Annotated in this window: 22 protein-coding genes, 1 other RNA gene and 1 pseudogene; 6 read left to right on the forward strand and 18 right to left on the reverse strand. The window is 56.6% G+C overall.

Going from position 1 to position 24935, the window contains the following annotated elements; all coding sequences use genetic code 11:
* Positions 1-5: 5 nt before the first annotated feature.
* From PHI30_RS03945 to PHI30_RS03960, 4 genes are all read right to left on the reverse strand, one after another.
* On the reverse strand, positions 6-896 hold the full coding sequence (locus PHI30_RS03945) for a phage tail sheath subtilisin-like domain-containing protein (protein WP_300024185.1): 891 nt from the start codon (positions 894-896) through the stop codon (positions 6-8).
* A 28-nt stretch (positions 897-924) separates the two neighbouring features.
* Positions 925-2157 (reverse strand): PBSX family phage terminase large subunit, encoded by a 1233-nt coding sequence (locus PHI30_RS03950; RefSeq protein WP_300024187.1) that lies wholly within the window; start codon positions 2155-2157, stop codon positions 925-927.
* 4 nt (positions 2158-2161) lie between these two features.
* The gene (locus PHI30_RS03955; protein ID WP_300024189.1) at positions 2162-2626 is read right to left on the reverse strand and encodes a hypothetical protein; all 465 of its coding nucleotides are present in this window, start codon (positions 2624-2626) and stop codon (positions 2162-2164) included.
* Positions 2627-3003: 377 nt separating this feature from the next.
* On the reverse strand, positions 3004-3582 hold the full coding sequence (locus tag PHI30_RS03960) for a hypothetical protein (protein WP_300024191.1): 579 nt from the start codon (positions 3580-3582) through the stop codon (positions 3004-3006).
* Positions 3583-3923: 341 nt separating this feature from the next.
* On the opposite strand from PHI30_RS03960, the gene PHI30_RS03965 reads away from it, so the two are divergent.
* Positions 3924-4946, forward strand: a complete 1023-nt coding sequence (locus tag PHI30_RS03965; RefSeq protein ID WP_300024193.1) for a DUF4118 domain-containing protein — start codon at positions 3924-3926, stop codon at positions 4944-4946.
* Positions 4943-5650, forward strand: coding sequence for a response regulator transcription factor (locus tag PHI30_RS03970; RefSeq protein WP_300024196.1), 708 nt, complete (start codon positions 4943-4945; stop codon positions 5648-5650). Before PHI30_RS03965 ends, PHI30_RS03970 begins: the two co-directional genes overlap by 4 nt.
* Positions 5651-5745: 95 nt before the next feature.
* Here PHI30_RS03970 and PHI30_RS03975 read toward each other — a convergent pair whose 3' ends face one another.
* The 3 genes from PHI30_RS03975 to PHI30_RS03985 all read right to left on the reverse strand — a co-directional run bounded on the left by PHI30_RS03975 (position 5746) and on the right by PHI30_RS03985 (position 8866).
* Positions 5746-7494 (reverse strand): Na/Pi cotransporter family protein, encoded by a 1749-nt coding sequence (locus PHI30_RS03975; protein WP_300024199.1) that lies wholly within the window; start codon positions 7492-7494, stop codon positions 5746-5748.
* A 237-nt stretch (positions 7495-7731) separates the two neighbouring features.
* Positions 7732-8598, reverse strand: coding sequence for a patatin family protein (locus tag PHI30_RS03980; RefSeq protein ID WP_300024201.1), 867 nt, complete (start codon positions 8596-8598; stop codon positions 7732-7734).
* A gap of 37 nt (positions 8599-8635) precedes the next feature.
* Positions 8636-8866 carry a helix-turn-helix transcriptional regulator gene (locus tag PHI30_RS03985; RefSeq protein ID WP_300024204.1) on the reverse strand — a complete coding sequence of 77 codons (231 nt, stop codon included), beginning with the start codon at positions 8864-8866 and terminating at the stop codon, positions 8636-8638.
* Between the two features lie 323 nt (positions 8867-9189).
* Here PHI30_RS03985 and PHI30_RS03990 point away from each other — a divergent pair, with 323 nt between their 5' ends.
* Complete coding sequence (locus PHI30_RS03990) at positions 9190-10710, forward strand: carbon starvation CstA family protein (RefSeq protein ID WP_300024207.1); 1521 nt, start codon at positions 9190-9192, stop codon at positions 10708-10710.
* A 96-nt stretch (positions 10711-10806) separates the two neighbouring features.
* Here the strand turns inward: PHI30_RS03990 and PHI30_RS03995 are convergent, their stop codons facing one another.
* Both PHI30_RS03995 and PHI30_RS04000 read right to left on the reverse strand, forming a co-directional pair.
* Positions 10807-11538 carry a ZIP family metal transporter gene (locus tag PHI30_RS03995; RefSeq protein WP_300024209.1) on the reverse strand — a complete coding sequence of 244 codons (732 nt, stop codon included), beginning with the start codon at positions 11536-11538 and terminating at the stop codon, positions 10807-10809.
* A 130-nt stretch (positions 11539-11668) separates the two neighbouring features.
* Positions 11669-12559 (reverse strand): LysR family transcriptional regulator, encoded by an 891-nt coding sequence (locus PHI30_RS04000; RefSeq protein WP_300024212.1) that lies wholly within the window; start codon positions 12557-12559, stop codon positions 11669-11671.
* Between the two features lie 152 nt (positions 12560-12711).
* Here PHI30_RS04000 and PHI30_RS04005 point away from each other — a divergent pair, with 152 nt between their 5' ends.
* Complete coding sequence (locus PHI30_RS04005) at positions 12712-13986, forward strand: LysM peptidoglycan-binding domain-containing protein (protein ID WP_300024215.1); 1275 nt, start codon at positions 12712-12714, stop codon at positions 13984-13986.
* A gap of 90 nt (positions 13987-14076) precedes the next feature.
* Here PHI30_RS04005 and PHI30_RS04010 read toward each other — a convergent pair whose 3' ends face one another.
* The 5 genes from PHI30_RS04010 to PHI30_RS04030 are packed head-to-tail and all read right to left on the reverse strand — an operon-like array spanning position 14077 to position 17831.
* Positions 14077-14703 (reverse strand): formate/nitrite transporter family protein, encoded by a 627-nt coding sequence (locus PHI30_RS04010; RefSeq protein ID WP_300024217.1) that lies wholly within the window; start codon positions 14701-14703, stop codon positions 14077-14079.
* A gap of 23 nt (positions 14704-14726) precedes the next feature.
* On the reverse strand, positions 14727-15878 hold the full coding sequence (locus tag PHI30_RS04015) for an AAA family ATPase (protein ID WP_300024220.1): 1152 nt from the start codon (positions 15876-15878) through the stop codon (positions 14727-14729).
* Between the two features lie 4 nt (positions 15879-15882).
* On the reverse strand, positions 15883-16398 hold the full coding sequence (locus PHI30_RS04020) for a Gx transporter family protein (RefSeq protein WP_300024222.1): 516 nt from the start codon (positions 16396-16398) through the stop codon (positions 15883-15885).
* 10 nt (positions 16399-16408) lie between these two features.
* Positions 16409-16819 (reverse strand): NusG domain II-containing protein, encoded by a 411-nt coding sequence (locus PHI30_RS04025; RefSeq protein WP_300024223.1) that lies wholly within the window; start codon positions 16817-16819, stop codon positions 16409-16411.
* Positions 16797-17831, reverse strand: coding sequence for an FAD:protein FMN transferase (locus tag PHI30_RS04030; RefSeq protein ID WP_300024225.1), 1035 nt, complete (start codon positions 17829-17831; stop codon positions 16797-16799). Before PHI30_RS04030 ends, PHI30_RS04025 begins: the two co-directional genes overlap by 23 nt.
* 221 nt (positions 17832-18052) lie before the next feature.
* Here PHI30_RS04030 and PHI30_RS04035 point away from each other — a divergent pair, with 221 nt between their 5' ends.
* A complete protein-coding gene (locus tag PHI30_RS04035; RefSeq protein ID WP_300024226.1) occupies positions 18053-18814 on the forward strand; it encodes a hypothetical protein in 762 nt (253 codons plus the stop codon).
* Positions 18815-19261: 447 nt separating this feature from the next.
* Positions 19262-19944 (forward strand): annotated as a pseudogene (locus PHI30_RS04040) (TraX family protein).
* A 198-nt stretch (positions 19945-20142) separates the two neighbouring features.
* On the opposite strand, the gene PHI30_RS04045 reads toward PHI30_RS04040, so the two are convergent.
* The 4 genes from PHI30_RS04045 to ffs form a co-directional block, all read right to left on the reverse strand.
* Positions 20143-21951 (reverse strand): DUF4127 family protein, encoded by a 1809-nt coding sequence (locus tag PHI30_RS04045; protein ID WP_300024228.1) that lies wholly within the window; start codon positions 21949-21951, stop codon positions 20143-20145.
* A gap of 148 nt (positions 21952-22099) precedes the next feature.
* Positions 22100-22462 (reverse strand): YbaB/EbfC family nucleoid-associated protein, encoded by a 363-nt coding sequence (locus PHI30_RS04050; RefSeq protein WP_300024230.1) that lies wholly within the window; start codon positions 22460-22462, stop codon positions 22100-22102.
* A gap of 17 nt (positions 22463-22479) precedes the next feature.
* Positions 22480-24219, reverse strand: a complete 1740-nt coding sequence (gene dnaX / locus PHI30_RS04055; protein ID WP_300024233.1) for a DNA polymerase III subunit gamma/tau — start codon at positions 24217-24219, stop codon at positions 22480-22482.
* Between the two features lie 43 nt (positions 24220-24262).
* An RNA gene (gene ffs / locus PHI30_RS04060) (signal recognition particle sRNA small type) lies at positions 24263-24362 on the reverse strand.
* Between the last annotated feature and the right edge of the window lie 573 nt (positions 24363-24935).

The following is a 24935-nucleotide window of genomic DNA, read 5'->3' on the forward strand; positions in this document are numbered from 1 at the left end:
CTCCCTTACACCGTAATGTGGACCGTCAGATAGATCTGGTTGAGTCCGTGAGCCACCGCAAAGCTGAATTCCACTAAGCATACGGTGGGATCGTCGGCGGAAGCGCTCACCGATACCTCGCCGTAGCTGTCGATGATTTCCGCCGCCACCTTTTTCTCCAGCTCCACAATGACCTGAGAGCGGATGGCGCCCCGATTCCGGACCGTGTTCTTGGTTCTGGAGAATTTGCTTCGCAGCGCTGCGCGCACGGCAGGAATGATGTTGTCCACGATCAAAATGGTGGTCAGCTCCCGCCATGTGGTGTCCGCCGCGCCGCCGGTGGTGGTTTTGGTAGTGATGCCCCGCACGGGGGAGATCACGCCGCCCACGCTTTCCAGCGGCGTCACGCCGCCGCGCACCAGAAGGTCGATGTCGTTGTCGCCATACTCGACGGCAAGGCCGCTCAGGCCCTTCACCTCCGCGCCGTTGAGGGGCACGGCGGGGTCCGCCCCGGCGGCGATCACGCCCGCCAGCGCCCCGGCGGCAAAGATAGCGGGCAGGGTTTCGCCGTCGCTGTCCACCGCGTCCGGCCCCACCAAAACCACTCGTTCGCTGTTCAACGCCGTCGCCCGTTCCACCAGCTGAGCAACAGTGTCTCCGTCGCCGCCAACGACCGCAATGCGCTCCTTGCGGCCGGAGGACGCCGTCTCCACGGCGGTGCGCAGCGCCTGCTGCACCGTCTCCTCTGCGCTGTCGCAAATCAAAATCTGCGCGTCCTGCCGTCCCAGCACTTCAAATGCCGCCTGATAGTCCGCCAGCGCCCCGGTGTCCGCCACCCGAACCGCCACCACTGTTGCTGCTCTCCGTCCCGCAGCTGTGCAGGCGCAGCCGCCATCGCTTCCCGCCGCTTCAGCCATTTCATCTCTTTTAACCGCCTCTCTTTCCTCATGTCCGTCTTTCCACCCAGGTCGCCGCAAATCCGCCGCCGCTCTCCCCCGCCACATCCATGGCAAAATAACGCATCTCGTCCATGGCGTGGTCGTGTTCCTTCCGCGGCGCATCCCGGTCGCCCCGCTCCTCCCAGCAGTAAAGCTCCATCTCCCGCAAGCAGTCCTCGCAATTTTGGCAGAGGACCAGCCGCCGCTGGCGCAGCAGGTCTGCCGTGACGCGGATTCCATCCGCAACATCGTTGTTGGCCCGAACCACCTCAAATCCCGCCCGGCGCAGCACTTCAATGAAGCTGGCCGCGGACGGGTCCACGATCACCTTCCGGATGGAGCGTCCCCCCGCCAGCACTTGCAGATCGTCGGCGTATTCGGCGTCGGTCTTTTGCCTGCCCGCCTTTCTGGAATCGTAGTAGTACTCCTCCGTCCGGTACCACGTCGTCCCCTGTTTTCCCCAAAGGCCAAAGGACGCGGGGTTTGCCGTTCCGTAGTCCACCGAAATCCGCCATTCCTCAAAAGGTCCCTCCGGCGGCTCCGGCGCATCCCGGGCGCGGTCAAAAAAGTCGTATACCAGTCCCTGCGCCGCCGTCCACTCGCCCAAAACGAACCGGCGGTAAAATACGCCGGTGTATGCGTTTCGGTACCGGGCCTTGATTTGCCGTGACAGCGCGGGATTGTCCTCCATGGTAAAGTGGAGGTATAGCGTCCGTCGCTCCCGCGCCTTCAAAATCCACTCCCGGTAAAGCCAGTGCTGCGGCCCCTCTGGATTGCAGTTGAGCCAAAGCCTGCTTCCCGGCACACTGCATCTGGCGCACGCCTGCTCCACAAAGCTTCTGGGCATCAAAGCCGCCTCATCCAGCAAAACGCCCGCGAGGGTGCTCCCCTGAATCAGGGCGGCGCTGGACTCGTCCTTTCCGCCAAAGAGCAAAAATCGGTTTTCGTGCCCCCCAAACTGTACGATCAAAAGATTTTCCGACCGCTTTTCCCGCACCGTCATTCCGATCCCCCGCAGGTATGCAAGCAGCTCCGTCAAAAGATTTCTGCGCAGGGAGGAAATGGTCTTGCCGCATAGTCCAAATTGACAGCCGTCAAATTGATTTTGTGCCCAAAGGAAAAAGGACACCCCCATGGAAAACGTTTTTCCGCAGCGGATCGCTCCGTCGCAGATAATTGTCTCCCAGTCCTTGTTGAGCCACCACCTCAGTACCTGTCGTTGTTTCGGAGAAAAGCACATGCACTTACCCGTTGTCCCATCCTCCTTCTTCGCCGGAGCCTTCCGTCAGCGCCCGGTATAGCTCCGCCGCATTGTTGTGATCTCCGCCATTTTCCAGCAGGGCGCATAACGCCTCCAGCGCCCGCACCCGGTCCACCAGTTTCACCTCCACGCCGCCCTTGTCCGTCACGCGAAACTCCGCAACGGCGGAGAGGTCCAGCTCTTCCACGTTTGCTTCTCCGGTGTGAAGCGCCAGCTTCACCGCGTCATTGGCCCGACCGAAAGCCAGCTGCGCCAGCCGGCGCACCGCATCCTCCCGCCGAATCTGGCCTGCGGTGTCCTCCCGCATTTTTTCCAGCCTCGTTTGAATTGTTTCTGTCCCCAGCATTGCAAATCCGTCCCGGCATCTAATCTCCGCCGCCGCCCGCTCCGGGTCCATCGTGCGCAGGTAGGCCCGGCAAAAGGCGCCGTCGTTTCTCTGTCTGTTCACGATTCACTTCCTCTCAAAACCGCCTGACACTTATAGACTCCCTGCCCGGAAAAGTTGCACGTTTGCGTGCACCTTTCCACCAAATTTTTTTAAAAAAATACCGTGGGCGATCAGCCCACGGCGTTTGCAGCTTGTCGGAAAAGGTTTTTCGCCAAGCTGCGCAAGATTTTTTGAACTTCAAAAAACGCAAAAACTTAAGATTTAAAACGAATTGTCCAGTCCACCCTCTCTTGCCCTCTCGCGGCAATGTACCTTGAGACGCCCCTTCCGGGTTTCCTTCGTAACTTTCTTCCCGTTTTCCAAAATTTCAGGGTTTATCGACAGAGCAAGAACGCCGTGGGCGTTCAGCCCACGGCGTTCTTGGTTGTATCTTCTTTTCAGGCGGCCTTTGTACGGCCAAGTTCCTTCAGCAGTGCAGCGCCTGCGGCGGCGTTGCCGATATTGTAAAGGATCATCCCGTCCACGTGGTCTCTGTCCTTCAGTGCCTCGGGATCCTCCTTGGGGTGGCTTGCCCGCCAGCGGATATGCTTTTCCACATCCGCAAACACCGGGCTGCCCACTACCAGACAATCGTTATCTGTCAGACCCTTCACGATCTCGTACTTGTCGACATCAGAAAGGTTCATATAGTAGAATACCTTGTCTTTCGTCATCTGAATGACCCGACGGTCCGTAATCCAATATCTGCTTTTCATGAGGCCTCTTTTTTCCATCATCGGAGAAATGAGCATAACAGCTGCGCAGAACGTCATCAGGCTGACAAATCCCAAACTGTTGGAACGCTCGTGTGCGGACAGGTACGAAATAATCAATCCGCCGCAAATAGCCAGTGTCAACACCCATTTGCGCAAGATCTGTGTCTTGCTGCTACTTTCCAATAACTGAAAATTCTCCGGTTTGCTTTGCCACCGAATATGCTCTCCCTCACGCAGGTACTCGTTCAATTTTGCTTCCATAGTCTTTCTGCACTCTCCTTTTTCTGGGGTTCTTTGGATGGTTTTATTATAGCAGGCTTCTCCGTTTGGCCGCTGCCAATCACAGCTTGACTTTTGCTAAAATCCCATCAACTCACTTTCTTTTTTCGTTCATTTTTCTTAACGCCTCCGTTTGGACGGTCTATGTGCCCGTGGTTCCGCTAAGAGATTGTGAAGTTTTTTAGCAGAAATTTAACGGCAAGTATGGTATAATCAGGTTGTGAAATTTTATCTGTGACTTTATGAAGGGGGATTTGCTCTTGCATGTGAAAAAAGAAACCTCGCGCCTGGCCAAACTGTTTCCCTTTTCCTGGCAGGATCTTTTGATTACGCTCGTTATTCTGCTCTGCGCCGCAGAGCTTTGTATCCTGCTGCAGTTGGCGGACAGCAGCGACGGGTTTGCGTCTCCGGTGTTTGTTCTGGCGGTACTGTTGATCTCCCGGCTGACCACCGGTTACCTGTTCGGTCTCATCGCGGCGGTCTCCGGGGTCGCTTGCGTCAACTTTATTTTCACCTTTCCATACTGGCGGGTCAACTTCACCATTTCCGGCTATCCGTTGACCTTCCTGACCTTTTTGATGGTCTCGATCATCACCTGTACACTGACCACGCAGGCCCGGCAGCAAGAGCGGCTGCGCAGTGAGAATGAAAAAGAGAAAATGCGGGCGAATCTGCTGCGTTCCGTCTCCCACGATATTCGCACCCCGCTGACGTCCATTGTGGGCTCCACCTCCGCCATGCTGGAAAATCCGGGGCTCTCGCTCAGTGAGCAGCGGGAATTGCTGGAGGATGCCCGTGATGAGGCCCAGTGGCTCATTCGGGTGGTAGAGAATCTCCTCTCGATTACCCGAATTGGAGAAGACCCCGGGAAGATCGCCAAGGATTCCGAGGCGGCGGAGGAAGTTCTTGCCGAAACGGCCCGAAAATTTCGCAAGCGCTTTCCGAATGTGACCGTTTCCGTTACCGCGCCGGATGAATTTCTGCTGGTGCCCATGGACCCCATCTTAATTGAGCAGGTTCTCTCGAACCTTTTGGAAAATGCTGTTTTTCACGGCAAGGCCACTCATATTGATATGAGCGCTCAAGTGCAGGGCACGGATGCTCTGTTTACCGTCCGGGACAATGGCTGCGGCATTCCGGAAAAAGACCTGCCCACCCTGTTTGATGGCACGCTGCGGCGCAGCGAGAACGCCGACTGTGACGGAAAGCGGAGCATGGGGCTGGGGCTCTCGGTGTGTCTGGCAGTGGTGCGGGCCCACGGCGGCGCCATGGAAGCAACCAATTGGGAAGTCGGCGCGGAGTTCACTTTCCGGCTTCCTTTGATGAGCGAGGAGGAGTCCATATGAACATTCGCGAAAAAATTCTGATCGTCGAGGATGAGAAGAGCATTGCGCACTTTATTTCAACTGTTTTAAATACCAATGGCTACGAGGCGATTCTGGCCCGTTCCGGAGGGGAAGCACAGTCCATGATTTCCTCACATTGCCCAGACCTCATTATTTTGGATCTGGGGCTGCCGGATATCGACGGTTTGGAGATTCTTCGCCAGCTGCGCAGCTGGTCGAGCCTGCCGGTGGTGGTGGTCTCCGCCCGCTCTCATGAAAAAGATAAAGTGATGGCGCTGGACCTGGGGGCTGACGATTATCTGACAAAGCCTTTTGGCACAGATGAGCTGTTGGCCCGGGTACGGACCGCTATCCGCCATACAAGAACCATCTCCGACAACAGTGAGATTGCGCAAAAGGGCACATACAGCGTCGGGGACCTGACCATCGACTATAATAAGCATCAGGTCCTGGTTTGCGGTGAAAACGTTCATCTGACGCTCAGCGAATTCCGGATCGTGGCGCTTCTCGGGAAATACGCTGGAAAGGTTTTGACCTATGACTCCATTATTAAGGAGCTTTGGGGCCCTCGGGCCGGTGGAAACAATCAGATTTTGCGGGTCAATATGGCCAATATCCGTCGCAAGATCGAGCAAAACCCTGCCGAGCCGAAATATCTCTTTACGGAAGTCGGCGTCGGGTATCGCCTTGCAGAGGGCGATTGATTGCTGTGAAACGCGCAAAAAAGCGTCCTGATCCGGATGTCCGGATCAGGACGCTTTTTGTCAGAATGCTCTTGCGCCAGGCCTGTTCAAAAGGCTTAGGCGTTGGGGAGACGGTATTTTTTCATGTCCAGCTTCAAATCGGCGGTAAAGTCGCCGGCCACCTTCACATCGTGAAGATACGCGTGCCGGTTCAGGTGCCCGTCCCGTTCCTCGATCACGCAAACGGCGATATTGGAGCAGTGATCGGAAACCCGCTCAAAGTTTGTCAGAAGGTCATTGAGTACAAAGCCCAGCTGAATGGTGCACTCTCCGGTCTGAAGCCGGCGGATGTGCCGCATCCGGATTTCCTCAATCAGCTGGTCGATGGTCTCCTCCAGGGGTTCCACCGTGCGGGCCGCCTCCGCGTCGTCATTTGCAAAGCATTGGAAGGCTCTGTTCAAAATGTCCCCCAGTGCCTCCAGCAGCACCAGAAGCTCCGACTCGGCAGACTGGGAAAACCGCAGTCCCTTCTCATGCAGTTCCTGGGCGGATTCCTGCAAATTGAGAGCGTGGTCACCGATGCGTTCAAAGTCCCCAATCGCGTGCAGCAGCCGTGAAACCGTCTGGATATCGTTCATGGATACGCCGTGCTGGGAGATCTCCACCAGATAGGCTCCCAGCCGGTCCTCATAGATATCCAGCTTGTCCTCATTTTCATGAATTTTGGCCTCACGGATCTCGCTGTAATCAGCAAGCTGTTCGGTTGACAGCAGCAGCGTCTCGTGGGCCATTTTCCCCATGCGGTTGGCCATGGCCACGCACTCGTTGATGGCAACGCCGGGCGTGCGCATCAGCAGGGGATCCAAAAACGCAAACTGTTCGCTCTTGTCCGCGTTCTTGATCATCCTCCGCGCCAGCTTTTCCAGCTGGCGGGAGAACGGCATCAGAAGAACGGTGGTCAACACGTTGAAAACAGTGTGACAAAAAGCGATTCCCACGGCGCCGACGGTCATATCCATAAACCCAAAGTTAAAGAGGACATTGCCGCCGTAAAACAGGATCAGGCAAACCACCGTGCCGATCACGTTAAAGGAGACGTGAATCACGGCCACCCGCTTTGCATTGCGGTTGACGCCGATGGAGCTGAGCAGAGCCGTCACGCAGGTTCCGATGTTTTGGCCCATGATGATGGGAATTGCCATGCCGTAGGTAATGGAACCGGTGAGCGCCAGTGCCTGCAAAATGCCCACAGAGGCTGCGGAGGACTGGATCACGCCGGTAAACACAGCGCCCACCAGCACGCCCAGAAGGGGATTGTTAAAGACCGTCAGTAGGTTGGAAAATCCCGGCATATCCGCCAGCGGACTGACCGCCATTTTCATCAGTTCCATCCCGTACATCAAAATAGAAAAACCCACCATGATGCGGCCAATGTCCCGGCGCTTTTGTTTTTTGGAGCCCATGATAAGGATAATGCCCGCCAGTGCGATCAGGGGCGAAAAATTCTCCGGCTTGAGCAGGTTGACAAACAGGTTTTCACTCTGGATGCCCGTCAGGGATAAAATCCACGCCGTCAGGGTGGTTCCGATGTTGGACCCCATGATAACGCCGATGGTCTGCCCCAGTTCCATCACGCCGGAGTTGACCAGACCCACCAGCATCACCGTCATGGCGGAGGACGATTGAATCGCGATGGTGATGCCGGCTCCCAGCAGCAGACTCTTAAACGGATTTGACGTCATGCGTTTGAGCAAGCGCTCCAGTTTGCCGCCCGCCATTTTTTCCAGACTTTTGGACATGGTTGTCATGCCGTAGAGAAAAAAAGCCAGACCGCCGCAGAGGGTAAAGACAGAAAAAATGTCCATGCCGATGCTCCTTTATCGATTCCCATATTTCGGAGATTTGCAGGTTGCCGCAAGGACAGGATGAATCAGATATGTTTATGCAGCACGTCCATTATATATGCAAAGTGCGCAGGAGGAAAGAGCAATCGTCGATTTTTGTAAAAAATGAGTAAAAGCAAAAGCAAAGACAGGGGCAACCCGGAAAAATTTTGTGAAAATGTGCAAAAGGCACTCTTCTTTTCGAAGAGTGCCTTCGTATCAGAGTACCGGACCTTCGCTCCAGAGGGTCCGAACCTCCTCCGCAGCGCGGCGGCCCGCAAAATAGCCTGACTGCCACAAAGCCCGCAGGACTTCCATATCCCGCTCCGTGCGGGTGCAGCCCAGGGTGTCCTCCGGGGCAATCACCAGCGCTTTCCCCTCCGCCTCCAGGGCAAAAAGCGCCTCTCGGCTTTCGTTGTAAGCGTCGGCGCGGTGGTGCATCGTCTCAAGGAACTTGGGATATTTACGGAAAGAGCGGTCCAGCATTCCCAAGCGGCGATCCGCCTCTTTTCGGTATGTCCGCTCCCGTGTCAAAATCACCACCAGATGGTCGCACCCTGCCTCCAGCGCGCGGCGCCATGGAATGGGATCGGCGCAGCCGCCGTCCAGATAAGGGTTTCCGTCAATGTGAAACACCGGGAACATCATGGGGATGGCGCAGGTAGCCTGCAGCAGCTGGTTGTGCGCATCCCGCCGGGGAACCGGCAGATAGTCCGCCTTTCCGGTGTCCAAATTGGTGACCACCGCCTCCACCGTTCCCGGATACGCTTCAAAGGTATCATAGTCAAAGGGCAGCAGATCATTTGGAATCGTCTCATAGGAAAATTTCAATCCAAAATAGCTTCGGTTTTTGGGATTGATCAGGTTTTTCCATCCCATGTAGCGGCGGTCATTGGCAAACGTCGTGAGCAGTTTCAGATTCCGTCGGCTCTGCTGAGAAAGGTAGCTGACGCCGTAGGCGATCCCGGCGGAGACGCCCACTGTGTAATCCGGCAGAGGGATTCCCGCATCCAGAAAGGCATCGCACACACCGGCGGAAAAAATCGTCCGCAAAGCGCCGCCCTCCAAAACCAATCCGGTTTTCATAAGAGGTCACTTCCTTATTAAAATAATAGACATCAACTCAATCCCGAAAAAAGGCGTCGTATTCTACGCCCAGCACAGAGCGCAGCGCCTTGAGGTCGCTGACCTTGATATTTCGCCGTCCGGATTCGATATTCGCCAGCGTGCTGCGGGACATCAGACTCCCCATCAGCTGCAATTTTTCCGCCACCTGTGCCTGCGTCATATTTTTTTCTGTGCGAATCCGCTGGATGTTTTTTCCCAGTGAAACGTCCTGCAAAAGCCACTGCATGGATACCCCTCCCGTCTGTGTGACTGGATGGAAACTTTTTTACTTTATTATACCGAAAAGCGGTTGCAAAAATGTGACTAATTAGAAACAAGCGAAAAAAGTATTTGCCACCCTTCTTCCGTGGTGCAGCGCCGTTCAATTTATTAACGGTTTTTTAACGTAACAACCATATAGTATTTCAAAATTTGTATGTTCTTTCGACTTTCCTTAGCATCTATTTCGCTGGAAATCTGTTACAGTGATATTGTACCTTGTGACTTCGGAATTTGGGTCTCAAGGCCTTCCGAAGCACGAATGGAACGGGAGTAAGGAGTGTGTGTAGCATGGCAACTTTTATCATCGGTCTTGTGATTCTTTTCGGCGGTGCCGCTCTCTATGGAAAACTCTGTGAGAAAGTCTTTGGTCCCGATGACCGGGAAACCCCGGCCTACTCCAAGCAGGATGGCGTGGATTACGTTCCCATGAAAAGCTGGAAAAACCAGTTGATCAACCTTTTGAATATCGCGGGAACCGGCCCCATCTTCGGGCCCATTCAGGGCATTTTGTTCGGGCCTATCGCTTTCATCACCATCCCCCTCGGCAACGTGATCGGCGGGGCAATGCATGACTATTTTTCCGGAATGATTTGCCTGCGCGACGGCGGCACCCAAATGCCTGAAATGATTCGTCGATACAGCAATAAGGGCGTTTACAATGTGTACCGCGTATTTGTCAGCGTCCTGCTGCTGTTGGTGGGCGCCGTGTTCATCTATACGCCGGGCGACATTGCCGCCACACAGGTGTTCGGCTTCTCCGGTGCGGCCAACGCGCCCTCCACCTGGATTATTTACGGTGTCATTTTTGCCTACTATCTGATTGCCACCGTGTTCCCCATCGATGCCATCATCGGCCGGATCTATCCCGTTTTCGGCGCCATTCTTCTCTTCTCCGCCTTGGGCGTCTTTGGCGGGCTGTTCATCAAGGGATATCCTCTTTTGAACCTGTGGGACAATTGGCAGTCTCCCGCCCTGGCCGCCTTCACCATGGCCGCCGACGGTGCCACCCAGGTCCCCTTCAGCTACGGTGATTATTTCACGGTCCAGCACTTTGTGCCCATCTTCTTTATCACCGTGGCCTGTGGCATTCTCTCCGGCTTCCATTCCACCCAGACCGCCATCATTTCCCGCACCATGAAGAGTGAGCGGGAAGGCCGCAAGACCTTCTATAACATGATGGTTCTGGAAGGCTTCATCGCGATGATCTGGGCCGCTGCCGCCATGGGCGTCTATAACCTTGGTCTGCAGCAGGCAAATCCCTCCATGGCCACCGGTACCGTCGGCATCGTCTGCCGCGACATTCTGGGCAACGTGGGCGGTATCATCGCCCTGCTGGGTATCATCGTTCTTCCCATCACCTCCGGCGATACCGCGCTGCGCGGCCTGCGCCTGACCATTGCGGAATCCTTCCATATTGACCAGAGCACCAACGCAAAGCGCCTGACGCTCTCCACCGTCATTTTCGCACTGGTGGCCGCCATTCTGGTGTTTGCAAAGACCAACTCCGCCGGCTTCAATATTCTGTGGCGTTACTTTGCCTGGTCCAACCAAACGCTCTCTCTGTTCGCTTTCCTGGCGATCTCCGTCTGGATGTATGAAAGCGGCAAATCCAAATTTGTCTGGATGCCTCTGATTCCGGGCGCGTGGTACGCCTTTGTGACGATCACTTACATCATGAACGCGCATATCGGCTTCAATCTGCCGTGGGGCATTGCGTATGCCGTGGGCGCTCTCACCGCCGCTGCCTACGTCATTGGCATCGTCTGGTACGGCAAGAAGCGCGCCGCCCGTCTGCCCGTTCGTAAGTAAGCTTTCTCTCTCTTTCCTCTCTTTGATTGCTGCAATTCTTCCTTTGCGGCAGTCAGAGAAACACCCGGCAAAGCAAATGCTTTGTCGGGTGTTTTTCTATGCATATACGATGATCATGCCCACCATCATACCCACCACCGCCGAAAGGGCAGGCATCCGGGAAGTCCACATCCGCTCCGCCTCCGGAAGCAGTTCCCCGAATACGACGTAGAGCATCGCCCCGGACGCAAAGCTCAGCGACAGTGCCAGCACACCGGAACCCATGTTGCCCAAAAGGTATCCAAGCGCCGCGCCCAGTACGGTGGGCGCCCCTGTCAGTGCGCTGATAGCCGCGGCTCTTGCCGGGTGCATTCCGCCCGCCACCAGCGGCACCGCCACCGCCATGCCCTCCGGAATGTTGTGCAATCCAATGACCGCCGCCATCATCATTCCGGAGCGCAGCCCGCCCTCCGCATCCACGAAGGAAGCGCCGATCACCATGCCCTCGGGCATATTGTGCACGGCGATGGCAGCCGCCATCACAAGCCCCGCCAAAAACAGGCTGCTCTCCTCCCGGCGGTTTTCCCTGCTGATAAAAAAATTCAGCAGCTCGGTCCCGCCGTAGCCCATCAAAACCCCCGCCACCACCCGCAAAAGCCCCGCCGTCACCGCATCCGCCAGCAAATCAAAGCAGACCACCGCTGTCATCACGCCGGCGGCAAAGCTCAGCAGCAAGCTGACCACCCGGCTGGAATCCCGGTGCAGCAGACACGCCGCCGTTCCTCCCAGTCCCGTACCGCCGATCCCCGCGGCAGCCGTGATGAGGATGACCATTCCCAGTCCCTCCATCCCCGCGCCCCCTTCAAAAAGATACGGGCAGGAATTTCGGCAAAGCCGTCCTCCTGCCCGGTGTTTTCATTCGTAGAGGTCGCTGTCAGCCTATTCCCCCGGTGTCCCATTCAGAACCGCTTGCAGGGGGTCATTTCTCTGCCGTCTCTTCCAGATTTTTTACATACGCCTCCACATAACGCATAAAATTCCGTGTCACCGGCGAGGCGGTCTTGACGGACGGCACACCCATCCCCAGCATTCGATACTGGGGCGGGTCCATGGGCAGCGCCACGGCGTCGCTGGGGAAGTTTTCCAGCTGCAACTCCGGTAAAATAGAAATTCCCAGCCCCTGCGCCACCATGTTGATAATCACATAGTCGCTGCAAGCGGAAAACAGGATGTGGGGCCAGTGGTCCAGCTTGTCCAAAACGAAGCGCACTTCCCCGTCGTAATCCGGCATGGGCATGATAAATTCCTCGTTCAGCAGCGCCTTCAGCGGCACGGCCTCTCTGCGGGTAAGCGGGTGTTCCGGGGGCAGCAGCGCCAGCATCCGGTCTCTCCGCAGGGGAATCCACTCAAAGTCCTTGCCCTCTCCTCCGGCGTAGATGCACAGCTCCGCCTGATGGTTTTCCATGATCTCCTCGATGGCGCCGGAGCCCATTTCCGTAATTTGGATCTCCACGTTGGGGTAATCCTTCTGGAAATCCCGAATGATTTTGGGCAGCCAGCGGGTCGCCACGCTCAAATAGGCGGCAATGCGGATGCGTCCGGTGTCCGCGCCCTTGATTTTGGCAATGTGCTGTTCCAGCGATTCGCTGGTGTTGAGCAGCTGGCGGATGGTTGGCAGCAGCTGTTCACCCTCGCTGTTGGGCACGATTCCCGCAGAGGTACGCACCATCAGGGGAAAGCCCACCTCTTCCTCCAGAGACTGCATCATGTGACTGATGCCGGACTGCGTATATCCCAGTTCCTCCGCCGCCTTGGAAAGGCTCCCCAGCTCCACGGCGCGCACATAGGCTTCATATTTCCGAATATTCATAAAAGCACTCCTTCAGGCCAAATGAACGTTTTGAATGGCAGCTATTATGGTATCTCATGTTTCCCGAAAAGACAAGCATATTTTGTTTGTCCACCCGGCTTCATATTTGTCCTTTCCCGCGCATACGTTCTCGGTAAGAGGTGATGTCCAACATGATGATCCACGTGGTTCAATCCGGTGAATCCACCGGTTCCATAGCGGCCTATTACGGCGTAGATCCCACCCGCTTGGCCGCTGACAACGCCGTTCCGGCGGACGGCTCTCTGGCGGTCGGTCAAACGCTGGTGATCCGCTTTCCCCGGGTGGTACACGCTGTCCGCGCCGGAGAATCGCTCAGCTCCATTGCGGAGGCATACGGCGTCAGTGTCCGTGCCCTCTGGCGAAACAACTGGCCGCTCTCCGGCGGCGAGCTTGTGTATCCGGGACAGGTGCTGGTCATCTCCTATCTGGATGAAAAGCGGGGAGTTGCCACCACCAACGGATATGCCTACCCTTATGTGGAGCCGCAGCTGCTCAGTGCCCAGCTGCCCTACATGTCCTTTCTGGCGCCATTTTCCTTCGGACTCACCGCCCAAGGCGAGTTGCTCCCGCTCAGGGACGACGCGCTGCTGCGCGCGGCGCGACAGCATGGCACCCGGCCGGTCATGCATCTTTCCACGCTCACGGAAAGCGGGCAGTTCAGCATTGAGCGGGCAACCCTGCTTCTGACGGACCTGGCCGTGCAGGACCGGCTGATCGCTCAGGTGCTCCAAACCATCCGGATGCGGGGATACATCGGACTGGATGTGGATTTTGAATACCTCCCTGCGGACCTGGCAGACGACTTTGCATCTTTTCTCGGCCGTCTCCAAAGGCTTCTGCACTCGCAGGGCGCGTTTCTCTGGGCAGCGCTGGTGCCAAAGACCTCCGCCGCGCAGTCAGGCCTTTTGTATGAGGGCCACGATTATGCCGCCATCGGCGCCGTGACGGACGGCGTTTTGCTGATGACTTATGAATGGGGGTATGCAGCCGGTCCCCCCATGGCCATCGCTCCGCTGCCCAGCGTCCGGGAAGTGCTGGATTACGCCGTCACGGAAATCCCGTCGGAAAAAATTTTTCTGGGTGTGCCGAATTACGGGTACGATTGGCCGCTCCCCTTTGTGCAAGGCTCCACGCGTGCCCAATCCATCTCCAATCAGCGGGCCATCGAATTGGCGATTGCGTATCAGGTCGCCATTCAATACGACGAAACCGCCGCGGCCCCGTTCTTTCACTATACCGACGCCGGCGGCGTCGTTCACGAAGTCTGGTTCGAGGATGCCCGCAGTGTGGTCACCAAGCTGAACCTTCTCTCGGAGTATGGCTTGCAGGGCGCGGGGTTCTGGAATCTCATGCGTCCCTTTTCCCAAATCTGGCTGGTGCTGGATAGTCTCTATGATGTCCAGTAACGCCCTGCGTTCAAACGCTCTCCAAGTAAATTTTCGCGGCATGCCCCGGCAAAAAAGGTCCTCCGCCCCAAGTGGGCGGAGGACCTTTTTTCAGGCTTCGACGCTCTGGCGCAGTCGGCGGCAAAGGGGAATGATGACGCCGCCGCAGGCATTTCCAATGCTCATCACCAGCAAATAGGCAAACGCTTTCCCGCTCCATAGATTGGCAACGGAAAAATAAAACATGTTGGCAACGCAATGCTCAAAACCGCACAGAATAAATACGATCACGCCCAGAAAAACACCGATGTACTTTCCGATGGGGTGGGGATTCGTTTTGAAGCCATCCACTGCCACAAACATCAAAATATTGCAGAATACGGAAAGAATAAAAATGGAGAGCACCGTGTCGTCCAATTTTGTCTGGCAAAGCGCGGTTGCCTTCTCCGCAATGCCGGAAATGCGGGTGGCGCGGACCGCATACCCCACGATGCCGGTCCCCAGCAGATTTCCAAGCCAGATCGACAGAACAAACCCGGTATACGAGAAGGGCTGTTCAAAAACGTATCCCACTTTCCCCGTAAAGAGATGAAATCCAAACGTACAGATCGTAAATAACCCCACACAAAAGAAGATCGCGCCCACGACCTTGCTCTCGCAGGACAAAAATGCCACACCGCCGATTGCAATGCAAATTCCACCCAAAATGGAATACAAAAAAGACGCCAACTGCTTCATATTCTCTCTCCACTCTCTTTTTCTTATTGGATGCCCGAATCCGGCTGCTCTTTGCCCTCGCTTGGTTCTGCAGACTCCCCCGCATTTTTGGCAGCTTCCACATCGGCGGCGGTAATTCGCATCAGGTCCTCCCGGGTCACCCGCTCCAGTTTTGCCAGGCGGTTTGCCTGTTGGACCAAAATTTTCTCAAACAGGTTCCGCACGCCCCGGGCGTTGCCAAAGGAGATCCCATCGGTATTACTCTCCCGAAGCAATGCCGCTACCCGCTCCGATGCCGCTTCCTCCATGGTGTAGCAGCCCTTCTTGCATTGCGTCCAGAAAATTTCCAGCATCTCCTCCGGCGTATAATCGTCGAAGTGCAAAAAGCGGTTGAACCGGGACTCCAGCCCCGGATTGGAGTGGATGAACGCCTCCATCAGTCCGTCATAGCCCGCCGCAATGACCACCAGATCATCCCGGTGATCCTCCATGGACTTGAGGATCGTGTCGATGGCCTCCTGCCCAAAGTCGTTTTCTGAACGGCCGTTGAGCGCGTAGGGCTCGTCAATGAAAAGCACGCCGCCCAGCGCCTTTTCCAGTACCTTTCCGGTCTTGATGGCGGTCTGCCCCACGTAGCCTGCCACCAGCGCACTGCGGTCCACCTCCACCAGCTGCCCCTTGGATAAAATTCCAAGCGCGTGGTAGATGCGCCCCATCAGGCGGGCCACCGTGGTTTTTCCGGTGCCGGGATTTCCGGAAAACACCATGTGCAGAGAAAGGTCTGTCACGGGCAGGCCGTTTTCCTTGCGCATCTGGTGCACGCTTGCCATGTTGATGAGATTCCGGACCTCGCGCTTCACGGCGTGCAGTCCGATATACCCGTCCAGCTCCGCCTGTAAATCCTCCATTTTTTCAGGCGGCGGCGTCTGGGCCGCCTCCTCGCTCTCTCCGTCGCTTTTCACGCAGGCCGGACCTTGCTTCCCGCTCTCTCCCCCGCTTTTGGCGGAAACCGGACTTTGCTTCCCGCTCTCCCCCGCTTCCCCTGCAGCGCCGCCCTGCCGGGACAGCTTTTCCGCAGGGGTGGGACGGCCCCAAAAATCCGTCCCCATGCATTTGAGATTGTGTTCCGTCATGGAGCGGATCACCTCCATCTGTTGCAGGATGATCTCGTCCTTTTTGCTGTGTTTGCTCTCCATTCCATCACGCTTTCATCAAATCGGTGTGATCTAATGCCCGAAAGAGGCATACTGCAATCAGTCCGGTCAGCGCCCCGGTAAAAAGGGACACAAGCAGTAAAACCGGCAGATAAAAAACGGGCGCGGTATTTCCAAGGGTCAAAACCGCCGCAGCCACCTGTCCGCAGCTGTGGGCCGCCGCGCCGCCCACAGATACACCGTAAACGGACAGTCCCCCCAACCGGGAAAGCAGGATCATCACCGCCATGGCGCTCACCCCGCCCAGCAGGGAAAAAATCAGCGCACTCATATTTCCGGCAAAGACCGCCCCCAAAAAGCACCGCGCAAGCAAAATCAGCAGCGCCTGTGCCGGGCCCAGCGCGTAGAGGGCAAACAGCGTCACCACATTGGCCAGCCCCAGCTTAATGCCCGGAATCGGAATGGCCAGAGACAGCGGGAAAAAATTCTCCAGATAACTCAGCGCCAGCGCCATGGCAGTCAGCACCGCGCAAAGAGTCAGCTGCTTTGTTGTCAGCTTCAAGGCGTCCCTCCTATCCGATCACGATGTCAGGCCCGCCGTCATTGACTGCGGCGCCCTCCAGACGGACGATGACCCGCCCCGGCAGGCACACGATGCTCTGTCCGCTGCGGGTGATTCTGCCTGTGTGCACGCAGTCCTGCGTGGGACAATCGGCGCTTTCCATCTCCGCTCCGTCCGGAAAGAGCCGCAGATGCAGCGTGTAGCCGCCAGCCGTCAGCGTCCGCTCCTCCGGATGGTCCAGTTCCCGCAGCGCCACCTGTTCCACGCGCTCCCCGTCCACAAGGATCACGGCGGTCAATCCCTGCTGCGTGCCGCCGCGCCACATCCAAAAGCCCAATGCCGCCGCCAGCGCCACAACTGCCAGAGCCACCAGCGCATCATAGCCGCTGGGCCGCAGCTTAGGAGACGGTTTCACAGACATATCCGTCTCCCTCCGACGTAAAGGTGTCCGCGAGGCCGTCGGTAATCACCACCCGACCATCCTGCGTGACCAGCACCAGCTGAAAATCATAAGCGCCGCTGCGCCAAAAGTTCAGCGCACGTTCCTCTCCCATCACGAAAAGAGCGGTGGAAAGCGCGTCGCACATGGTTCCGTTTCCCGCCGTGTCGTCCGCCACCACAGTGACGGAGAGCAGCCCGCTCTCCGCGGGAGCGCCGGTGGCGGGGTCGAGAATGTGGTGATAGCGCTTGCCGTTTTCCTCAAAAAAGCGCTGATAGCTGCCGGACGTCACGGCATAGGCGTCCTTGAGCTGCAGCATCCCGGCAAAGGCGTTGGGGTCGTCCGCCTTTTGCGGGTCTTGAATGCCGACGCGCCACGGGCTGCCGTCCGGGCGGCTTCCCAGCGCCACCACATTGCCGCCCAGCGCGGCCCATCCGTTTGCAACGCCGTTTTCCCGAAAAATCTCCGCCACGCAGTCGGAGGCGTATCCCTTGGCGATGGCCCCAAGGTCAATTTGGGTTCCCGCGTCCAGCGATGCCGTGTCCCCCTGAATGGACACGTGCCCCATTCCCACGTTCTTTAAAAGCGCGTCCAGCTCCGCCCGCTCCGGCACCCGAAAGCTGTCGGTGGTGAATCCCCAGGCGGAGGACACGGGTGAGAGTGTAATGTCAAAGGTGTCGTCCGTTGCCCGGGAATAGGTTTCCGCCGCCTTTAAAAGGCTGCAAACCTCCTCGCCCACCGCAACGCGCTCCCCACCGGCTGTATTCAGGCGGGACACCATGCTCTCCTTATCGGTTTTGGAAAGCAGTCTCTCCAAGCGCCGGACCTCCTGTCCCGCAGCCGAGACCGCCTCCTCCCCCTCTCCGTCGTAGGCGGTAAAGGTCATGGAAGTGTCCATCGCGATCACCTGAAGGCTCTCCGGCTCCTTGGCGCCGCAGGCCGTCAGCCCCAACAGCAAAAGCGCCGCCAGAAAACATCCTGTAAAACGTCTCATTTTTTACCTCGCCACATGTGATATCATAATAGAGTAGTATAACACGCTGTCATTTTTATCTCAACCCGGAATCCCGTTTCCGGCAGAAAAAGATCAAAAGCCCCGGAGGTTGCCCTTGCAAACATTAAGGAAGTCTGCTATACTATCAAGGTATGTCAGCGGCTGTATTTCAGCTCCGCACTTTGGCAAATGAAAAGAAAACTCCTTGGAGGTCATGATATATGGCAAAAAATCCAAATAACAAACCGAAGCCTGTTCAAAAGGACGAGCCCATGAATGGCGCTATGCGGTTTTTCCTGGCCGGCTGCGTGGCAGAGCTGTATCTGCTGATTATCCGCCGCTTCTATATCAACGGCACGCTCACACAGGTGGTGGCGTGGGACGGGTATCTGAAAATCTTTGCCTGGGTGGGTCTCGCTGTTTTTGCGATGGGCGCCGGGCTGAGTCTTTTGTGGAAGCAGGATTCTCGAAAGCGGGAGATCGGCTGGGCCGTTCTGGCGCTGGGCGCCTTTGTGGGGGCCGTCAGCGCCGCCGTCCGCCTCAACCTCTCCATTTTAACGCTCCTTTACGTGGCCGTTCCCGTGGCCATCCTGCTGGGGATCCTCTGGTCCCTGTATGACCGGGAATGCGCGCTGGCCCTCACCATTCTGGGCGTTTCTCTTTTGATGCTGTGGGGCTGCCGCCGGGAGATCTCCAATATTTATCTTGGCGGTTATGTCAAGCTGGGCGCTGTGGTATATCTGGTGGCGCTGGCTGCCGTGGTGCTGCTGGCCCGCAAAGCGGACCGCTCCGGCGGCAAGCTGGGCAAGGTGCAGTTCCTTTCCCCGGAGACCGATGCACTGCCCATCTATGTGGCTTGTGGTCTCTCCGCTGCGGGCGTGGTCACCGTTTTGATCAGCTCCATGATTTCCTACTATGCCATGTGGATTCTGGCCGGTGTGGTATTCGCGCTGGCAGTGTACTATACCGTCAAGCAGCTTTAAAAAAATGTTTCACTGGGGACCGCTGAGCGGTCCCCGGCTTTTTTCAAAAAGAGAGGGCCTGTTTAGTGCCCCAGCCTAATAAGGATATTTTCAGTTTTTAAGATCTGCCGTAGGATTTTTGAAGTCCTACGGCTTTTATTCTGCGAAATCCGCCGACAGTCTTTTGCATAATTCCTAACCTCAACAGGGTCTTACTTAAATTTCCGTCAGCTTCGTGGAACATAAATCAAACCGCTTGTGCAAGTTCGCGGTGGCGCGGTATACTGGATCCGGAAAATAATCTCCTGCATTTGTAACTTAGATGTAGGGCGGGCAAATTTTATATAATGGGAAGATGGGATGGGGTGAGAAAATATGCAAGAAATTTTAGACAACAGGCAGGAAAAGCAGGGGCTTTCCTCCGAAGCACTGAAAACCATCGCGATTGTGGCGATGTTCATCGACCATATGGCGTTTTTGGTCTCTCCAGATTATTATAGCCCATTGGCAGCTTGCATGCATTTGATTGGACGTATCACGGCGCCACTGATTTTTTTCTTGTAGCGGGATACCATCATACCCACCACGTTGGTCACTATACAAAACGCTTGGCTGTGTTTGCGATTGTATCCTATTTCCCGTATGTTTTATTTGTGAATAATGGTTTCCCAACCTCGCTCAATGGGTGGTTGCGATTTAATGTGATTTACACATTACTTCTTGGGCTCTTGGGTTTGCGTGCACGTCATGAAGCGAAGAATCCCATAGCTGCGGCGTGTTTCGTGGGGCTTTGCATCCTGGCATCTGTGTTCGGTGATTGGTATTACATAGGGGTCATTGCTATTTTGTTGTTTGATCTTTTGCACGGCAGCTTGGTAAATCAGCGGATTGGATTTTGTCTGCTAATGCTTCTGTATTATGTGATGCCTCCCATATATGAAATCTACATGGGTTATGCGAATGAAAACCCGTGGACTTATCTCATGCCAGCAGGAATGGGCCTTGGACTATTGCTTCCTATGCTGTTGCTTGGGCGGTATAACGGAAAACGCGGTTCAGGAAATAAGTGGCTATTTTATTTTTTCTATCCTGCCCATCTATTGATTCTGTTCTTTGTCGCCAAATGGCTGGGCATCACAATAACCACATAATGAGCAATTTGCTATGCGCTGACCCCTTAGCTGCTTTTCGAGGATAGCAAAGTAGTACCGCCCTACTGATTTATAAATCAGTAGGGCGGTACTTTTCGTTGCAAATCAATTCATCGATTATCGTTTGGCCGCCATGGGAAACAATCCTGATTTCGCAAATATCCTTATCGGAGGGGCGCTAAAACCAGGCGCTCTCTTTTATTGATAATACGTGCCAAACAGCTGCTTGTGGGGCTTTGTAAAATCCCCCAGCCGAATGTCCATGCCGATCTCGAACGCCCGGTCCCACGGGAAGCGGTACTTCTCCAGCTGGATGCCGCCCCAGCCCGCAAGGCCCTCGTCCTCCACGCTCTGGTCCAGCGAGACGATGAGATTGCTCCGCTCCAGATTTTTCAAAACGGCCTTTGTGCTCTTTCTCATCTCTTCTTCCAGCCGGGCCTGTACCGCACTCCGGTCGATCTCCGGCTGCCAGAAATTGTCCGGACTGCCGCCAAGCTCGCGGCGAATATAGGCGAGCAGGTCCTCCCGCACCACGTTCTTGTAGCAAAAATCCTTGAGCACGCTGTCCGCCAGCGTCCGCGCGAACGCCTGCTCCATCGCCTGCGTGGATTCCCCCTGCCGCAGCACGGCATAGCGGGCCACGCCGTGGCTCAGTGCGGTGCCGGTGACAATGGCCATGTCCAAAAATCCGGCATAGCCGAGAAGCCACCCCAGCTCCGTCTCCTCGGTCAGGGCCTCGTGGAAGGCCGTGCCGTAGGCCCCGTTTCCCGCGTCGATGAGGATGGTGGGCAGGTCCCTTCCCCGGCACGCCTTCAAATCCTCGATCAGCGCTTGGTAGTATTCCTTCTTTTTGCTCTCGTCCGCAGGCTGAGTCAGCACCAGAATCTGAATGCAACCCTCATCCTTGGGCAAATTCTCCCGTGGCTCGCCCAGTCCGAAAAAGTCCAGATGCTCCGCCATGATCTCCGTCAGGGGCTTGTAATCGTAAGCGCAGGCGCTCTGGTCCTCCGTGCCGCCGTAATAGCGCACCTGCGCGCCGATTTGCGCCTGTGCCCAGTCGGTTTCCTCCAAATACAGCTTTGTCACCGCCTTGAAGGCAAGGTCGTCCACGCCGGAGAGCAGCGCGTCGCCGCTGCGCAGTCCCTGCCGCAGATAGGCGATCTCGTTTTTCTGGATGCTGTCCTCCTCGGAGGAATCGTCAATGCCGATCAGCACCCTGAAGTTTTCAAAGCCGGCCCGGTTTACCAGCGTCTCCAGCCGGTGGGACAGCTCTATCTTGCGGCTTCGGGCGGAGAGATACTCTGCCACCTCCCACTCCTCCAAGCCGAAGGACGCCGCTTCCAGCGCACTGCCGTCACTTCCCAGACGGTAGTCCGCCTTGATGTTTTCCACCGTCAGAGCCGCGCCCTCTAAAACGGGACGCCCTTCCATGCCGTAAGCGCGCAGATCGTTGTATTCTTCCAGCGTCCAATGGTCGTAGCCCACCGTGGGCGCCAGCCGCATCACACTCTCCAAAAGCCACACCCGATTGTCCGCTTCCGCCCCCAAAATCGCCGTCAGGCTCTCCAGCAGCTCACTTTCCGTCAGTACCGTCCCGTCGGATAAGGTGACGCTCTCATGAGCCGCCATGGCGCGAGAATTCACCAGCCCGCCGGAGAGCATCTGGTCCATGGAGAGAATGTATCGGTCGCACCCCGCGGCCTCCTGTGCCAGCACCCATTCATAGAGGGCCGCCCGGTCTCCGTATTGGGTCCCGTTGGTGTTGCGGGGCTGACCGCCCAGCCGGGTGCGGTAGCAATCCGCCTCCGGCATTTCCAGCGTGTAACCCATGGATTCCGCCAGATACTTCACGCGTTCCACGTTGTCCGGACGGTCGTCCAGCGGCACGTAAGCAATCACAGGGCCGTCCGTTGGGGTCTCCGCCTGCACAGGCTCTGTCCGGCTGGGTCCGCATCCGCTCAGCAGCAGGCAGAGCGTCAATGCCGCCGCCAGAAATCGCTTTTTCATCGCCTTCTCCTCTTCCAAAAAGAGCGGAGCCTTCGGCCCCGCTCTTTTTCAGATTATTCCTTCCGTCCCCCGCATTTTGCACTGCGGGGCGGCCATGCCTTTTTCTCCATTTCATCCAAGGGAGAAATGGCGGTGTCTTGAAAGCTTCTTACAGGCCGAAAGCGCCCAGATCCAGACCGCCGGTAACACCCTCCAGGCTCTTGTCCATGGCCTCGCCGGCCTGACGAAGCGCCTCGTTGACGGCGGAAACCACCAGATCCTGCAGCATCTCCACATCCTCGGGGTCCACAGCCTCCGGCTTGATGGCAATGGAGAGGACTTCCTTCTTGCCGTTAACCTTGGCCTCTACCACGCCTCCGCCTACGCTGGCGTTGAATGTAGTGGCCTCCACGGCCTCCTGCGCCGTATTCATCTGCGCCTGCATCTGCTGGATTTTCTGCTGCATTTCCGCCTGACGCTGTGCGCCGGACGCCTTTCCGTTGGTAAAACCACGGCGTGCGCTGTATCCCATTTTAAAAATCTCCTTTGTTATTTGATTTCAACATTGTCAAACCGGCTGCCAAATTTCAGCAGGTTTTTCAGATTTTCCTGCGGGGATGCCTGGGGTGGGTCCCCCACATGAAACAGCAGCCGAATGGAAATTCCCGCCGCCCTTTCCGCTTCTTCCCGCAAAATGTCCTTCACCCGGTCATTGTCCAACCGGCCTCTGGTGATATCGTCCGGTGCGTACACCGTCAGTTGATCGCCTTCCAGCATACCGGTGCACATATCCAAAAAGGCCCGGTACATGGGCGGCAGGCGACCCTTGCACCCTTCCGCGAGGGCTCTCCACCAGTTTCCATCCGTGCCACCGCTTTCCCCTGTGGCGGGCGGCTGGCTGGCGGCAGGCGCTGCCGGGGCAGCCCCTCCCTTTTCCTCCGGTTCCTCGGGGATGTCAAAAACCCGCTCTCCGGCAGAATCTCCCGCAGGGGGCTCCTCCGGCAAGGGCGGCGCTTCTCCGGCACTCTCCCACGGCGGCAGATCCGCCGGCACATTGGTTGGCGCTTTGGTTGGTGCTTTTGGCGGCGGCGAAACCGGAGCCGGCTTTGCGACGCTTTCCGCCACAGCTGCCCGGATCACCTGGCTCCGCCCCGCGTTTTCCTCTAACCGCTGGACGCGGGCTTCCAGAGCCGTCAGATCCCCGCAAAGGGATTCGTCGCACAGCCGTAAAAGGCAAAGCTCCGCATCGGTGCGCCGGTTGGCGCTGTCGTACAAGTCCGCCGTTGCCTTTTGCAGGGTAGAGGCCAGGTAAATGAGGCGGTTTCCCCCCGCGTCCCTGCCAAGGCGGTCCAGTGTTGCCGTATCATATCCGCCGGAGAGCAGCGCGGCTCCCCCTTCCGGGGCCGTCCGCCGCAGCAGCAGGTCCCGTGTCAGGGTGGATAATTCCCCCAGCACAGCGCCTACGTCCTTCCCACCGGCATAAAGCGTATTCAAAAGGAGCAGCGCTCCTTTTGCGTCTCGCTCCAGTACATGTTCCATGAGCTGGGCGGTCTGAAGATTGCCAGCAAGGCCCAATACCTCCAGTACGGCGGCGCTGTCAATGGTCCCCCCGGCCGCGGCGCACTGGTCCAGCAGGGAAAGGCCGTCCCGCAGGGCGCCGTCGGAGAGCCTCGAGAGAATTTCCGCCCCGTCCAGCGTCAGGTCGATTTGCTCCTGCTGCGCCACATAAGAAAGGCGCCGTGCAATGTCGACGGGAGTAATCCGTTTAAAGGAGAAGCGCTGGCATCGGGACAGGATGGTAGCAGGTACCTTGTGCAGCTCCGTTGTCGCCAGAATGAACATCAGGTGTTCCGGCGGCTCCTCCAAAATTTTGAGCAGGGCATTGAATGCAGGGGTGGAGAGCATGTGGACCTCGTCCACAATGTACACCCGCTTGCGGACGTTTGCCGGTGAGTAGATTGCCTCGTCCCGCAGGGCGCGGACCTGATCCACGCCGTTGTTGGATGCAGCGTCCAGCTCCAGCACATCCAGAAAGCCGCCGTTCTCAATGCCAAGACACGCGGGGCACCGGCAGCAGGGATCACCGTTGACAGGGGCTTCACAGTTGACCGCCTTTGCCAAAATTTTGGCGCAGGTGGTTTTGCCGGTGCCGCGGGTCCCCGTGAACAGATAGGCATGAGAGGTACGGCCCTCGGCAACCTGTTTTTGCAGGGTCTCGGTAATATGAGACTGGCCGATGACGTCAGAAAACGTCTTGGGCCGCCATTTACGATACAGGGCCTGATACATGGACTTCCTCCAAAAAACGATGGTAAGTCCCCCGCATACAGCTACGGAACCGGCGTCCTCGCGGCACATAGAACATCCCGCTTAATGCTGCTCGGTTCCCCGCCTGACATGATTCGCAGGGTCCCATTGCGCGAGACCGGCTCCGCAGCTGTATGCGGAGGACTTGCTTAATAGCTTATTTATTTTACTATATTCTTTCATAATTAGCAACCGGAAAATCATGAATTTTAAAAATCTTATGTCCGCCGAAAAATTGGACTTTACAATTGAGGGAAATATGGTATAATATTTTTTGCCGCTGGAATTCAGTTGCAAACGGGACGCCATAGCTTAGCCGTGAGAATAAGCAGTGCTAAGCGCAGGCCCACAAAAGAACAACTTCATATCGCAATCTGGGGGCGTAGCTCAGCTGGGAGAGCAAGCAAAGCTTAAAGCGGGCCCCGTCAAAACAACTAAATATCAAAATCTGGGGGCGTAGCTCAGCTGGGAGAGCAAGCTATCCGCAAAGCGGGCCCCAGCCACCTGACAACTTGCACAAAGTTAAATCCGAAAATTGAACAGTTTACACAACTTGGGGGCGTAGCTCAGCTGGGAGAGCGTACGGTTCGCATCCGTAAGGTCGAGAGGTGCAAATAAAACCACTCGACGGAACTACAGTCCGCAACAGCAACCTGTCACCAATTAAAAAACTTAATATGGGCTTGTAGCTCAGCTGG

Origin of the sequence: Oscillibacter sp., from assembly GCF_028693505.1 — a bacterium.
Lineage (GTDB): Bacteria > Bacillota > Clostridia > Oscillospirales > Oscillospiraceae > Oscillibacter.